The following is a 13016-nucleotide window of genomic DNA, read 5'->3' as shown; positions in this document are numbered from 1 at the left end:
GTTGGTTTCACGAAGAAACCACGACTGCCCTGTCGCGTTGCCCGCCCATGAACATGGCGAGGCCGAATAACTGCAGCGCTGCCATACAAACCGCCAGCTTGACTGTCGAATCCAGCAGCAGCGGGACCAGCAGCGCTGACATCAGGAAATTGCCGAACTGCTGCACCGTGACATAGCCACTCGATGCGAGCCCGCGCCGTTCCGGGAAACAATCGAGCGCCAGCAATTGCAGGCTCGGTTGCGTGATGGTCATGCCGGCGCCGTAGACGGGCAGTGCGATCAGCGCCCACGGCATGGCCGGGGCGTGCAGCGCCGTGAGCACAATGTTCAATATGCCGGCGAACAGCATGACAGCGTGCCCGAGCAGCACGCTGCGCACCGGGCTGATCCTGCCGGCCATGCGATGCGACACGAGCGAGCCCAGCATGATCCCCGCTACGATCGGGATGAATAGCCAGCCGAACGACTGCGCACCAAGCCCGAGATGCCGGGTCACGAACGTGGGCGCGGCAAAGATATAGACATAGATGCCAACGTTGACCCCGGCGTTCGCGAGCGTCAGCGCGACAAAGCGCCAATGGGTCAACATGGACCCATAGCCGCGCGCCAGCAAAGCGGGATGAAGCGGATGGCGGCGCGCGGGCGGCAAGGTTTCGGGCACCCATCGCCAGCAGGCGACGAGCAGCGACGCCGACACGAGCGCCAGGAAGACAAAGATGCTGCGCCAGCCTGTCCACAGCAAGAGCCAGCCGCCGCAGACCGGCGCGATCGCCGGAGCCAGCGCAAAGATCATCGCGACCAGCGCCATGACCTGCTGGGCCTGCATGCCGTCGAAGACATCGCGCACCATGGCCCGGCCGACGATCACGCCAATGCCGGCACTGATGCCCTGCAGTACCCGCCCGGCGTGAAGCATATCGATGCCAGTGGCCCCGGCACAGACCAGTGAGCCGATGGTGAACAACGCACAACCGAGCAAAACCATCCGCCGGCGGCCCACGGCATCGGAGATGGCGCCGTGCCACGGCAGCATCAGCGCGAAGGGCAGCAGATAAGCAGTGAGCGACTGCTGGACCTGCGCGTTCGTCGCGTGCAGCGCATCGCTCATGATCGCGAAGGCGGGCAGATAGGTCGCGATGGCAAACTGCCCGAGCATCGACAATCCCGCTGCAATGGCCGCCATGGCGGCAATGCCAGGAAGGGCCTTCGGCTGTGGATCGCTCTGCGCGGTCAGCACACCGGGTGCTGCCCGTTCATCAGCTCTGCTGCCCTTCATTTCCATTCGGGTCTCCCTTTGCCAGGCAGCGCAATGTATGGACCCGATGGTATTGGCGCGAAGCATTTCAAAAGCCACAAATCGCGCCAAAAGAATGGCAATTCATGCCACACAAGGGTTAACGCCAATCAATTTAGTCTAGTTTGATCCGCTGCAAGCCAGCACTCGATGGCCTGTTCGCTGGTTCCTCTGTCATTGCGCGGTCTGCTGCCTCTGATACTCGTTTAGCTTCATCGTCATGTACGCATCCCGATCCACCTCGTGCAGTTGGCGCGAATATTTCTCGGTGGCATCGAACCAGCTGGCCAGGCGCTGGCCAAGGCGTTTGGCGGGTGGCACGGACAGCGTTGCCAGATACGCGTCGATGGCCAGGTAGTAACGCATCGTGTTGCGCTCCAGAAGCCCTCGTACACCGCCGATATATTCGGTCCTCCCGGTCGATGGATCACGCGTGGTGGTGAAGCCCACTTTGCCACTGCCCAGCGTCGCCAGATAGGTTTTCATCGCCATGCGCCCGGCCATGCCATAGCTGTATGCATACGTCAGATGCACGAAGGTACGGCTGGCGGAAATCGAAGTGGCCTCCAGCACGATGCGGTAATCGCGCGTGCTCATCGGGCCGCTGTCCGCGTCGAGCCTCACCTGGAAGTAGTCGGGCCCCGTCGCCGCCACGCGGTAGGTGAATTGCACGCGGTACGTGGAGGAAAGTTTTTCCTCGACCTTTCTGCCCAGGTTGACGGTAAGGATGGGGCCATTTCCGCTCGTCGATGCCCGGCAATATTTCACGTTCAGGTGCAGGATCAGCGCGTCGCACCAGTTGGCAGGGCCCTGCGCCGGATCATTGAGCGAGCCGTTGACGGTGGCGAAGGGATAGTCGACCACCGCATAGATATCTCCGGTCAGCGTGGAGTCGGTTTCCGTTGACGCCAGGTATAGCTGGCGCTGAAACGGGTTGCGGCTCAACTGTTCGGTCAGGCTCGCGTACTTGTCGCGCAGGCGCGCTGCATTGCCGGTTTCCTGCGCGAACACGCAGGGGCTAGCGCCGAAGAATGCGAGGATGGCAAAGATCGCGAGGATCTGTGTTGCCGCGTACCGTCTGCCGTTCGCTGGCGTCATCACAAGACCAGTCATGGGCTTTCATCCGAACGCAAGCACTACCGCGTACATTTCTCCTGATACACCTTCTGCAACTGCCTGCGGGTCCGGTCGCGCTCGACCGTGGCCACATCGTTGCCCTGGCTGTTCTCGACCGGCGCGTTCGAAGGGCGGTAACTGCGGCGCGGGGTCTGGCCGATCTGTTCGGCAAGCCGGTCGCACTGCTCGTCGCGCGAAAGCGGTTGGCTGGGGGTAGGCTGGAACCGATGCGACCCTTCACGTACGGCATCGGAGATGGCGTCATTGATTGCGGGGTCCGGCGCAGACGGCCGCTGTGTCTGGGCATGGCCGCCAGACAGCGGCGCCAGACCGGCGAGCAAGGCGAGTTGGCACAGACGGCGGCGCAGCGACATGGAAGTCTCCTCGATGTACGGGTACACCGCAACGTGCGGCAGGCACAGACTCAGTCGCAGTCAATATACCGTGGTATCTCGCCGCGCGTGGATGCGCGATCGTTGGCAAGCGCCCGGCACGTGTCTGCCGGAGACCATCGACTGAGCCGGAGAGCCTCACCCTTGGCCCCCGGCCGCATTGATGGTAACCCGCCTGAGTACGTTTGAGTGCACGGCGCTGGCGCGGCTGGCCGGAGGCCGTAGGCCGGCTGCCGGCCGGCGGCCGCCGATCGCCTCAGCCCTCCAGCTTCGCCGCTGCATCGCGCAGCGCCGTGCGCAGCCCCTCTTCCACCACCGGGTGGTAAAACGGCATTGCCAGCATCTGCGCGATGGTCAGCCCCTGCTGATACGACCACGCCAGCAGGTGCGCAATGTTCTCGGCGCGCGGGCCCGTCCATTCGGCACCCAGGAACTGGCCAGTCGCCTTGTCGGCATACACGTGCATCAGCCCACGGTTCCTGAGCATGACGCGACTGCGGCCCTGGTCTTCAAAGCTGACTTCGCCGGTGACGAAGCTGCCCTCGGCCAGGTCGGCAAAGCGCTTGCCCACCATAGCGATCTGCGGGTCAGAGAACACCACGGCGAGCGGCGCGCGGCGGGCCAGCGGCAACACCCGCGGGTACGTCGCGGCATTCTCGCCGGCGGCCTTGCCCTCGTCGGCGGCTTCATGCAGCAGCGGCAGGATGTTGTTGGCATCGCCGGCGATGAACACCGGCGATACGCCGCACTGCAGCGTCACGGAATCGAACACCGGCACGCCGCGCGCATCCAGTTCCAGGCCGGTGTTCTCCAGGCCCAGGCCGCGCACATTAGGCTCGCGACCCGTCGCGGCGAGCACGTAGTCGAAGGTCTCCGCGACGGACTTGCCTTCGCGGTCGATATAGGTAATGCGGGCCAGATCGCCTTCGCGCGCCATCTCCGTGACGCTGGCCTCGGTATCAAGATAGAACGCCTTGCGGAAGGTCTCGTCCGCATAGCGGCGTATGACGGGGTCGGTCAGCGGACCGAGCGAGCCGCGCACACCGAACACACGCACGCGCACGCCAAGGCGCGACAGCGCCTGTCCAAGCTCCAGCCCGATCACGCCGGGCCCGAACACGGCCACGCTGCGCGGCAGGTCTTCCCATGCGAACACATCGTCGTTGACGATCAGGCGGTCGCCGAACACCTTGAACGGTGCCGGCAGCATCGGCCGCGACCCCGTGGCGATGACCACGCGGCTGGCACGCACGGTGATGTTGCCGTCGTCGGCCGCTACTTCGAGCGTGGTGTTGTCGATGAACGAGGCGTAGCCACGAATGCGGTCTGCCTCGGGAATGCCGTCCACGCCGCGTACCACGAAGCCGACGAAGCGGTCGCGCTCGCTGCGTACGCGGGCCATGACCTCGCGGCCATCGATACGGATCTGGCCATCCACGTGTACGCCGAACGGGGCCGTGTGGCGCAACTCATGCGCGGCTTCGGCGGCGGCAATCAGGAGCTTGGACGGCATGCAGCCCACGCGGGCACAGGTGGTGCCGTACGGGCCACCTTCGATGATCACGGCGCGCTTGCCGGCCGCGATGGCGGCGCGGTAGGCGGCGAGGCCGGCGGTACCTGCTCCGATGACAGCGACGTCGGTCTGGATGGTCTTCATGGTGAACGGTTCCTTTCCTTTTGAGATTTCTTGAAATCGATCGGACATCAATCGGCGGGCTGGATGGCACCGCGCGGGCAGCGCGGCGCCATCGGGTCCGGCGACTGCCGGACCGCGCGGGCGGTCGTGATACGGGGATTACTGGCCCAGGTACTGCTCGAGCGCGGCGGCGCCGCCAATCAGCTTGCCGTTGATGAAGACCTGCGGCGCGGTCATCTCGCCGGACACGGCGCCCAGCACCTTGCCGCGCACCTTGTTGTCGAGCGGCACCTCGATGTACTCGTAGCCGGCGTCGGACAGTTGCTGCTTGGCCTTGGCGCAGAACGAGCAGCCTGCCTTCGAGAACACCACCACCTGGTCCGGACGCTTGGCGTCGGGGGCGATGTGGTTCAGCATGGTGTCGGCATCGGAGACCTTGAACGGGTCGCCCGGCTCGTTCGGCTCGATGAACATTTTCTCGACCACGCCGTCACGGACGAGCATCGAATAGCGCCAGCTGCGCTTGCCGAAGCCCAGGTCGGCCTTGTCCACCAGCATGCCCATGCCTTCGGTGAATTCGCCGTTGCCATCGGGAATCATGGTGATGTTCTGCGACTCCTGGTCCTTGGCCCATTCGTTCATCACGAAGGTGTCATTGACCGACACGCACAGGATCTCGTCCACGCCATGCTTGGCAAATGCCGGCGCCAATTCGTTGTAGCGCGGCAGGTGGGTCGACGAGCAGGTCGGCGTGAAGGCGCCGGGCAGCGAGAACACGACGACGGTCTTGCCGTTGAACAGATCGCCGGAGGTGACAGTCTTCCACTCGTTGTCCTGGCGGATGCGGAAAGCGACATTGGGAACGCGTTGGCCTTCACGGGATTGCAGCATCGGGGTCACTCCTTGGTGGTTTCAGTGGTCTGCTGCGTGTTGCAGCGATGGACCCGATTCTGGCGATCCCAATGTGATTTGTACAATTCATCGTTTAAACCGACGCCATTAACAATTACTATCAAGGACAGATAGACTTCCCTTATGGACAGTTATAGGTGCCACATAAGGCACCCCTATTTTTTACAATGGGATAGACAAGTGCCCTATCATGCGGCCATCTGTCGACCTCCTTTCGCATCCCCCAGCGCCGATGAGCCGCCCTACCACCCGATCCGCCCTCTCCGCGCTTGTGCTTTCGCTTTCGCTTTCGCTCGCCTGTCCGGCAGGCGCCGAAACGCTACGCAAGCCCGCCCTGGACGCGCTGATCGCCTCGCAGAAGTCCGGCGCGCAGGAAAGTCTGGAAACCTTCCTGGCCAACGCGGCCAAGGCCGCCCCTGCCGTGGCGCCTGCCGTAGCGGCGTGGCAGGGCGGGCTGCCGCTCAGCGGCGACAACCTCGTCAACATCGGCCGTTTGCTCGGGGTCTACAACCGGGTACACAACGAGGCAGCGGTCATCGACACGCTGGGCAAGATGGTCGCGCTGCGCACCGTTCGCGATGACAAGATGCCGCAGCACGAAAACCCCGCGATCATCGAGTTCGGCAAGCTCGTCGAGGGTATGGCGAAGTCTTTCGGGCTGGTCTACCGCAACGTGGATAACCGCGTCTTCGAGATCACGCTGCCCGGCACCGGCACCGACATCTTCGGCATCCTGACCCATGCCGACGTGGTGCCAGCCGCCGCCGAAGACTGGCTGCTCGACAATGGCACGAAGCTCGATCCGTTCTCCGTCACGCGCATCGGGGACCGCCTGTATGGCCGGGGGACCATCGACGACAAGGGTTCGATTGCCGCCGCGCTCTACGCCATGAAGACGGTCAAGGAAAGCGGCGTGCCGCTCGAGCGCAGCGTACGCCTGATGATCGAGACTACCGAAGAAACCGGTGGCGACGGCATCAAGTACTACCGCGAACACAACGCGCTGCCCGACTACAACATCGTGCTCGACAGCAAGTATCCGGCTGTCGTGGCGGAGAAGGGTTCCGGCGCACTTCGCGTCCTGTTTCCCGTGCAGGCCACCGATAGCAAGCGCGCGACCATCGTTGCCATGCGTGGCGCGGCGTCGGCCAATACCGTGCCGGAGAGTGCTACCGCGCGCATCGCGGGCGGCAATCCTGCAGCGGTCCTGTCCGCGTTCGATAACGCACGTGCGGCCTTCATCCGCAAGTACGCGCCGCAGGGCGGGAAGTTCGCCATCGACGTCAAGCGGGACGGCGATGAAGTGGTGGTCAAGGTGACCGGTGTGTCGGCACACGGTTCAAGGCCCGAGGAAGGCGTCAACCCGCTGCCGCGGCTGGCGCTGTTCCTGCAATCATCGGGCGTGCCGCTCACCGACAACCATTACCTGCGCGCGGCGCACTATATCGTCGACCTGTATGGCCTGGGCTACCTGGGCGAGAAGATGGGACTGGCCTATCGCGACCCGTTCATGGGCCCGCTGACCATGTCGCCGAACCAGATCCGCGAGCAAGGCGAATTCATCGAAGTCACCACCAATGTGCGCATGCCGCGCGGCAGCACGCCCGAGGCGCTCAGCGGCAAGGTGCTGCAGCGCATCTACAAGTGGGCGGCCTCCACTGGCTCGACCGTGGAGGTCAAGCATGAGCAGGGCAACTGGATGGCGCGCGACCCCAAGGGCGCGTGGCTCTCCACGCTGCTCAACATCTTCGGTGACACCACCGGACTCGAAGCCAAACCCGTGGCTACGGCGGGCAGCACCACGGCCAAGCTGCTGCCGAATGCGATCAATTTCGGGCCGGCCATGCCCGGCAAGAAGTACACCGCGCACAATGCGAAGGAGTACAAGGAAGTGCCCGATCTGGACCTGGACCTGCAGATGTTCACCGAGATGATGGTGAGGATCGGGAACCTCGGGAAGATGCAGTAAAGCAAGGCATGCCGGCAAGCCGTGCCACACCGCGCGCGGCAGCGGCTCAGGCGGCCTGTGCCGCCGTCGTCAGGCCGGCGAGGTAGTTGTGGATCTGCGCGACGACCGAGGCCCCTTCCCCCACTGCAGCGGCCACGCGCTTGGTCGAGCCCGAGCGCACGTCGCCAATCGCGAACACGCCCGGCACGCTGGTCTGCAGCGGATACGGCACGGCCGACGCGCAGCCCAGCGTCCCACCGCCCGTGCGCACGAAGCCCTTGTCGTCGGTCTCCACGTTGCACGTGCGCAGCCACGAGGCATTGGGATCGGCGCCGATGAACAGGAACAGGTGGCGCACCGGCAGCGATACCAGCCCGTCGCTCTCGGTGGGCGCCTGGTAGCGGACATCGGACAGCCACCCGTCCCCTTCGAGCGCATGGATTTCGGCACGGGTGTGAAGTTGCACGTTGGGCAGCCCGCCGATACGGTCGACCAGATAGCGCGACATGGTGGCCGCCAGCCCCTGCCCGCGCACCAGCATGTGGACATGCGCCGCATGCGTGGCCAGGAATACCGCCGCCTGTCCGGCCGAGTTGCCACCGCCGACCAGCATCACCGGCTCGTTCTTGCACAGCTTGGCTTCCACCGGCGAGGCCCAGTAGTACACGCCCCGCCCCTCGAAACGTTCGAGCGCATCGATGGCCGGCCGGCGGTACTGGGCGCCTGTGGCGATCACCACCGTATGCGTCGAAATCATGCGGCCATCGGCCAGTTCGAGCCGGATCGGATCCGAACCGCAATGCAGGGCCTTCACTTCCAGCGGGATCGCAATGTGGGCGCCGAATTTGAGGGCCTGCACAAACGCGCGCCCGGCCAGCGCCTGGCCCGAGATACCGGTGGGAAACCCGAGGTAGTTCTCGATGCGCGCGCTGGCTCCGGCCTGCCCGCCCGGCGAGCGGCAGTCGATCACCGCCACCGACAACCCTTCCGACGCGGCGTACACGGCCGTGGCCAGGCCGGCAGGGCCCGCGCCCACCACGACCACGTCGTAGACGTGGGCCGGATCGAATTCGGGCAGCAGGCCAAGGCAGGAGGCGAGTTGCCCTTCATCGGGCGCGCGCAGCACGCGGCCGTCCGGGCAGATCACGAGCGGAAAGTCCGAAGCCGGCGCGTTGGCGAACTCGCTCAGGCAGGAACAGTCGCGCTCGACGTCCATGTCGATCACCGTGTACGGGTGGCCGTTGCGGCGCAGGAAGGCCTGCAGCGCCAGCAGCAGCGGTTCGGCGCCATGGCCGACCAGCACGGGGCCGCTGCCGGACTCGATCAGCCCGACGCGGCGCAGGATCAGCGCGCGCATGATGCGCTCGCCAAGGTCAGCCTCCGCCACCAGCAAGGCGCGAAGCCTGTCGGGCGGGATGGCGAAGCCTTCGGAATCGGTCACCGCGCGGCCGTCCACGAGCGACGGGCGCCCGGTCAGCGTGCCCACTTCCGCCGAAAACATGCCCGGCCCGAGGTCGGTAATGCGGTGCTCATGCCCGAGCCCGTCGCGGCGGATGATCTGGATACAGCCGCTGACCACCACGCACATGCCGCGGCCCACCTGCCCGACCGAAAACAGTTGTTCGCCGGCTTGCCAGCGCTGCGGCGTGCCAAAGTGCCGCATCCGTTCGACTTCGTCGCCAGTGAGCGTCGGAAACATCTGGTGCCATCGGCTTTCCAGCGTCGAATACGGTGCATCGAGGCTTGCCGTGGCCTCGGTGCCCTGCCCCTCAACGCTCTCCGTCCGGTCCGCCTGCGCCATACTGGCCTCCCCGTAGCAAAAAGAATTTGTCGGCTTTCGCGCACTCCGGCGCATCAACGCCCAACCGGTCGTTGCACCTCATCGATAGTAGTCGGCGCCCGCGCGAAAGCGAGGGCGCCGCGGCAGGTTTGGGGACGGGCAGTTGCACATTGCGCCGGCTTGCGTTTGAATGTCCGCCTTGCCGGCACTCCGCCGCGGCACCACGACACATTCTCCATGAGCTCCACGCCTGACACCCCCTCCCGCCAGCCGATCCGCGCGCTGACCCCGATCGAAGGACGCGTACTCGGCGTGCTGAAGGAGAAGCAGCACACCGTGCCCGATACCTACCCGCTGTCGCTCAATGCGCTCACCGCGGGCTGCAACCAGAAGACCGCGCGTGCGCCGGTCATGAATGTCACGGAAGCGGAGGTAGTCGTGGCGATCGATGGCCTGAAAGGCCTGAGCCTGGTGTTCGAAGGCAGCAGCAGCCGCGTGCCGCGCTTCGAACACAATATGAACCGCGTGCTGGGCGTGCCCTCGCAGTCGGCCGCGCTGCTGGCCATGCTGCTGCTGCGCGGGCCGCAGACCGCGGCCGAACTACGCCTGAACACGGTGCGCCTGCACGCGTTCGCGGACATCTCGTCCGTTGAGGGGTTCCTGGACGAACTGGCCGAACATGAGCCGCCCTATGTGGTGAAGCTCCCCCGTGCGGCGGGCGAGCGCGAGCATCGGTGGATGCACCTGCTCGGCGGGGAAATCAATGTAGACAGCTTTGCCGCCGCCGGAGCGGCCCTGGCTGACGAATCTGTCGCGCCCTCTGAACTCGAGCGCTTGCGTGCCGAACAACGCGACCTTTCGAACCGGGTACAGCGCCTGGAAGCGCTGGTCGAACATATGGCCAGCCAGCTCGGCATCGACCCGGACGCGCTGGGCGCCTGACCGAGGCGCGGGCCGAGTCAAACCCCGGCCCGCGAAGACCCCGAAGATCCTCTTCGTAGTCTTCCTGTCAGCTCTTGCTCGACGCACTGAACTGCTGCGTCAGGTAAGTGCTGGTGTTCTTCATCTGCGCCATGATCGTGTCCAGCTGGGTGAACTGCTGGCGATAGTTTGCGATCGTGTCGTTGACCATGTTCTGCGTCGAGTCGTACTGCGAGCTCAGGTCCTTCAGCGTGCTGTTGATGCCATCGGTCGCGGAAGTCAGCTCGCCGTCGGTTCCGGTCATTTCACCGACCAGGCTGCTGATCTGGTTGCCGTAGCCGGTCTTGCCGTCGCTGTTGCTGAACAGTGTCTCCACCCCGGCCATATTGCTGTTCATGGCCTTGGACAGCTTGTTGGCGTCCAAAGTCAGCGTGCCGTCGTTCTGGAAGCTGACACCGACCTGGGACAGCATCGTGAACGCGTCCTGGCCGCCGGCCTCCGGCATATTGAGCGCTGAGCGGAGTTGCGTCTGGATGTTGCGCAGCACACCGTCACCTGTCAGCGGGGCGGCCTGCTGGCCCTGCGCCGCGGTCGGGTTGAAGGCCGACAGGCTCGTGGCCGTGCTTTGCAGGCTGTTGTAGGCCGTGACGAAGGCCTGGATGCCGTTCTGGATGGCCGTGTTGTCGCGCTGCACGCTGACGACCGACGTGCCGGTCTGCGACAGCGACAGGCTCAGGCCCTGAATGGCCGAGACGTCGTTGCTGGCGCTCTGGATGTCGATGTTGTTGACAGAGAGCCGGGCATCGCGCGCAGCGACGGTCTGCTCCATGTTCTGGGTGCCCGCCGGATCATTGGCCACCAGGCCGGTGAGCGCGCCCGTGCTGTCGCCGGTCACGGAAATGCGCATGCTGTTAGCCTCGCCCGTGTCGTTGGACGTCAGCACCAGGCGGTACGGCGACCCCGATCCGTCGTTCAGGATGGTCGCGGTCACACCGGCATTGGCCGCATTGATCGCATCGCGCACGCCTTCGAGCGTGCCATGGGTGCTGTCGATATTGATATCGACACCCGTGCTGCCGTCCTTGGCCGCAAACGTGGCGCCCGTGTACTTGCCGTATGTGGCGCTGGTGCTGTCGGTATCCAGCGTGCCACCGCTGATGGTGCCGAAGTCGATATGGATCGTGCCTGTGCCGATCGTCGCGTCCTCCTTGGCCTGCCCGGCACCGACGAGCGACTGGGCCTGCGCCAGCGCGGTGACGTTGACCGAGTACGTGCCCTGCGCGGCGCCGGTGGTACTGGTGGCGCTGAGCACGTCGGTACTGCTCGAGGAGATCTTGGTCGCGTTGAAGAAGTCAGGCTGGCCGAGCTTGCCTGCGGCCGACTGGAAGGCGGTCAGCGCGTTCTTGAGCTGTCCGTAGGCCGACAGCTTGGTCTGGTAGCTGGTTTCCTGGTCCTGGATCGCTTGCAGCGGCGCCTGTTCAGACTGCGTTAGCTGATCCAGCAGGGAACTCAGGTCGAGACCTGAGCCGACGCCCAGATTCGATATGGTTGTCATGCGTATTCCTGCAACGGTTGCTTGGATAGGTGCGGCTGCAATGTCCAGACATTGGCCGCGAGCCACCATAGCAGTGGGCATTTCGACCAACTCTCTTCAACTGGCGGCAATTTCTGCCCTATTTAATAAACCGTAATCTTTCTGATACTGCCCCGTACCCTGAATCCTGCTGGCTTGTTTACTTCGTTACACAAACCATGGCTTTGTAAGCTCTATGGTACAAATGGTGTGCGCAATACCCGACTCACCACCGATCTGACGCAAGAGTTTGTGCGACCACAGGTCGCCCCGAAGTCGGGATCAAAACTCATGTCGGTTAATTGCGCAATCGAGATACAACCGCCTCCGGCACATGACACCGCCGGCGTTGCCTGCATGCCGGTTTCGCGAAGCCCGCCCTGCCAACCGGCGCCAGTGTCGCCTATGCTTTGCTCAGGACGATTTCAGCCCGAGCACAAGCGCGGCGTGGATTGCGCCGCACTCATACCATGGAAAAAACCGCTTTTGTCTTTGCCGGCGGCGGCAGCCTGGGCGCGATCCAGGTAGGCATGCTGCGCGAACTGGTGGCGTGGGGCCTGACGCCCGACCTCGTAATCGGGGCCTCGGCCGGGGCCATCAATGGAGCCTACTTCGCGTGCCACCCGGGGCGCGAAGGGGCCGCGCAACTGGAGCAACTGTGGCGCGCGATCCGGCGCGCGGAGATCATGCCGTGGTCGTGGCGCAGCGTGCTGGGCATGCTGGGCGGCAGCCGCGGCTACCTCGTGGATGCGTTTGGCCTGCGCACCTTGCTGAACCGCAACTTTGGCGACGCGCGCCTTGAAAGTGCCGCGCTGCCGCTGCATGTGGTGGCAACCGATATGCAGAGCGGCGCGGAAGTCCTGCTTTCCAGCGGCGGCATCGTCGAGGCCGTGCTCGCCAGCGCGGCGATTCCCGGCGTGTTCCCGCCGGTGCAGTTCGAAGGACGCACGCTGATCGACGGAGGCGTCGCGAACAACACCCCGGTTTCCACCGCGATCCGGCTCGGCGCCACGCGCGTGATCGTGCTGCCGGCAGGCTTCACGTGCTCAGAGCGGCGTCCGCCGCGCGGGGCGCTCGAACACGCGTTCAATGCGCTTTCGCTGCTGGTGGCGCGCCAGCTTGTCCACGACCTGCAGCACTGGAGCAACCACGCACATATTTCCGTGGTGCCACCGCTGTGCCCGCTCGATATCTCACCCTATGACTACTCGCGCTGCGGCGAGCTGATCGACCGGGCGGCCGGCACGACGGCGCTGTGGCTGTCTCGCAATGGCCTGGACAGCCAGAATGTGCCGGGCGCCCTGCACCCGCACACGCATGATGCGGAATCGCCGAGTTGCAGCGCGGACCTGCACCCAGCGTCGCACCAGCATCACGATCATTCTCCGCCTGCCGAGCGGCATCTGTAGCAAACGGGCCGGCACGGGCATCGGACCGGCCCCAC

Annotated in this window: 10 protein-coding genes; 3 read left to right on the top strand and 7 right to left on the bottom strand. The window is 64.8% G+C overall.

Annotation, left to right across the window (positions count from 1 at the left end):
* Window positions 1-7: 7 nt before the first annotated feature.
* The 5 genes from K2O51_RS11555 to K2O51_RS11535 all read right to left on the bottom strand — a co-directional run bounded on the left by K2O51_RS11555 (window position 8) and on the right by K2O51_RS11535 (window position 5329).
* Window positions 8-1282 (bottom strand): multidrug effflux MFS transporter, encoded by a 1275-nt coding sequence (locus tag K2O51_RS11555; RefSeq protein ID WP_140950241.1) that lies wholly within the window; start codon window positions 1280-1282, stop codon window positions 8-10.
* Between the two features lie 186 nt (window positions 1283-1468).
* Window positions 1469-2407: a hypothetical protein gene (locus K2O51_RS11550; RefSeq protein WP_220630260.1), complete on the bottom strand. Its 939-nt coding sequence runs from the start codon at window positions 2405-2407 to the stop codon at window positions 1469-1471.
* Between the two features lie 23 nt (window positions 2408-2430).
* Window positions 2431-2784, bottom strand: coding sequence for a hypothetical protein (locus K2O51_RS11545; protein ID WP_220630259.1), 354 nt, complete (start codon window positions 2782-2784; stop codon window positions 2431-2433).
* Between the two features lie 274 nt (window positions 2785-3058).
* On the bottom strand, window positions 3059-4459 hold the full coding sequence (locus tag K2O51_RS11540) for a dihydrolipoyl dehydrogenase (protein WP_220630258.1): 1401 nt from the start codon (window positions 4457-4459) through the stop codon (window positions 3059-3061).
* Window positions 4460-4597: 138 nt separating this feature from the next.
* Window positions 4598-5329, bottom strand: a complete 732-nt coding sequence (locus K2O51_RS11535; RefSeq protein WP_220630257.1) for a glutathione peroxidase — start codon at window positions 5327-5329, stop codon at window positions 4598-4600.
* A gap of 253 nt (window positions 5330-5582) precedes the next feature.
* Between K2O51_RS11535 and K2O51_RS11530 the strand changes: the two genes are divergently transcribed.
* Window positions 5583-7319 (top strand): dipeptidase, encoded by a 1737-nt coding sequence (locus K2O51_RS11530; protein WP_220630256.1) that lies wholly within the window; start codon window positions 5583-5585, stop codon window positions 7317-7319.
* Between the two features lie 46 nt (window positions 7320-7365).
* Here the strand turns inward: K2O51_RS11530 and K2O51_RS11525 are convergent, their stop codons facing one another.
* Window positions 7366-9099, bottom strand: a complete 1734-nt coding sequence (locus K2O51_RS11525) for an FAD-dependent oxidoreductase (RefSeq protein ID WP_220630255.1) — start codon at window positions 9097-9099, stop codon at window positions 7366-7368.
* A gap of 216 nt (window positions 9100-9315) precedes the next feature.
* Between K2O51_RS11525 and K2O51_RS11520 the strand changes: the two genes are divergently transcribed.
* Window positions 9316-10020, top strand: coding sequence for a YceH family protein (locus K2O51_RS11520; RefSeq protein WP_011300571.1), 705 nt, complete (start codon window positions 9316-9318; stop codon window positions 10018-10020).
* Window positions 10021-10087: 67 nt separating this feature from the next.
* Here K2O51_RS11520 and fliD read toward each other — a convergent pair whose 3' ends face one another.
* Window positions 10088-11554 (bottom strand): flagellar filament capping protein FliD, encoded by a 1467-nt coding sequence (gene fliD / locus K2O51_RS11515; protein ID WP_011300572.1) that lies wholly within the window; start codon window positions 11552-11554, stop codon window positions 10088-10090.
* A 488-nt stretch (window positions 11555-12042) separates the two neighbouring features.
* Between fliD and K2O51_RS11510 the strand changes: the two genes are divergently transcribed.
* Window positions 12043-12981, top strand: a complete 939-nt coding sequence (locus tag K2O51_RS11510) for a patatin-like phospholipase family protein (RefSeq protein WP_011300573.1) — start codon at window positions 12043-12045, stop codon at window positions 12979-12981.
* Window positions 12982-13016 lie beyond the last annotated feature (35 nt).

The organism is Cupriavidus pinatubonensis (assembly GCF_019602855.1).
Lineage (GTDB): Bacteria > Pseudomonadota > Gammaproteobacteria > Burkholderiales > Burkholderiaceae > Cupriavidus > Cupriavidus pinatubonensis.
The sequence above is the reverse complement of the archived record's forward strand: the minus strand, read 5'-3'. Positions and strand labels throughout refer to the sequence as shown.

Bases quoted from the DNA above. Each gene is read 5' to 3' on its own strand.
- K2O51_RS11545 (WP_220630259.1), bottom strand. From the start codon at position 2,784: ATGTCGCTGCGCCGCCGTCTGTGCCAACTCGCCTTGCTCGCCGGTCTG.
- K2O51_RS11550 (WP_220630260.1), bottom strand. From the start codon at position 2,407: ATGACTGGTCTTGTGATGACGCCAGCGAACGGCAGACGGTACGCGGCA.
- K2O51_RS11540 (WP_220630258.1), bottom strand. From the start codon at position 4,459: ATGAAGACCATCCAGACCGACGTCGCTGTCATCGGAGCAGGTACCGCC.
- K2O51_RS11530 (WP_220630256.1), top strand. From the start codon at position 5,583: ATGAGCCGCCCTACCACCCGATCCGCCCTCTCCGCGCTTGTGCTTTCG.
- K2O51_RS11510 (WP_011300573.1), top strand. From the start codon at position 12,043: ATGGAAAAAACCGCTTTTGTCTTTGCCGGCGGCGGCAGCCTGGGCGCG.
- K2O51_RS11535 (WP_220630257.1), bottom strand. From the start codon at position 5,329: ATGCTGCAATCCCGTGAAGGCCAACGCGTTCCCAATGTCGCTTTCCGC.
- K2O51_RS11525 (WP_220630255.1), bottom strand. From the start codon at position 9,099: ATGGCGCAGGCGGACCGGACGGAGAGCGTTGAGGGGCAGGGCACCGAG.
- K2O51_RS11555 (WP_140950241.1), bottom strand. From the start codon at position 1,282: ATGGAAATGAAGGGCAGCAGAGCTGATGAACGGGCAGCACCCGGTGTG.
- fliD (WP_011300572.1), bottom strand. From the start codon at position 11,554: ATGACAACCATATCGAATCTGGGCGTCGGCTCAGGTCTCGACCTGAGT.
- K2O51_RS11520 (WP_011300571.1), top strand. From the start codon at position 9,316: ATGAGCTCCACGCCTGACACCCCCTCCCGCCAGCCGATCCGCGCGCTG.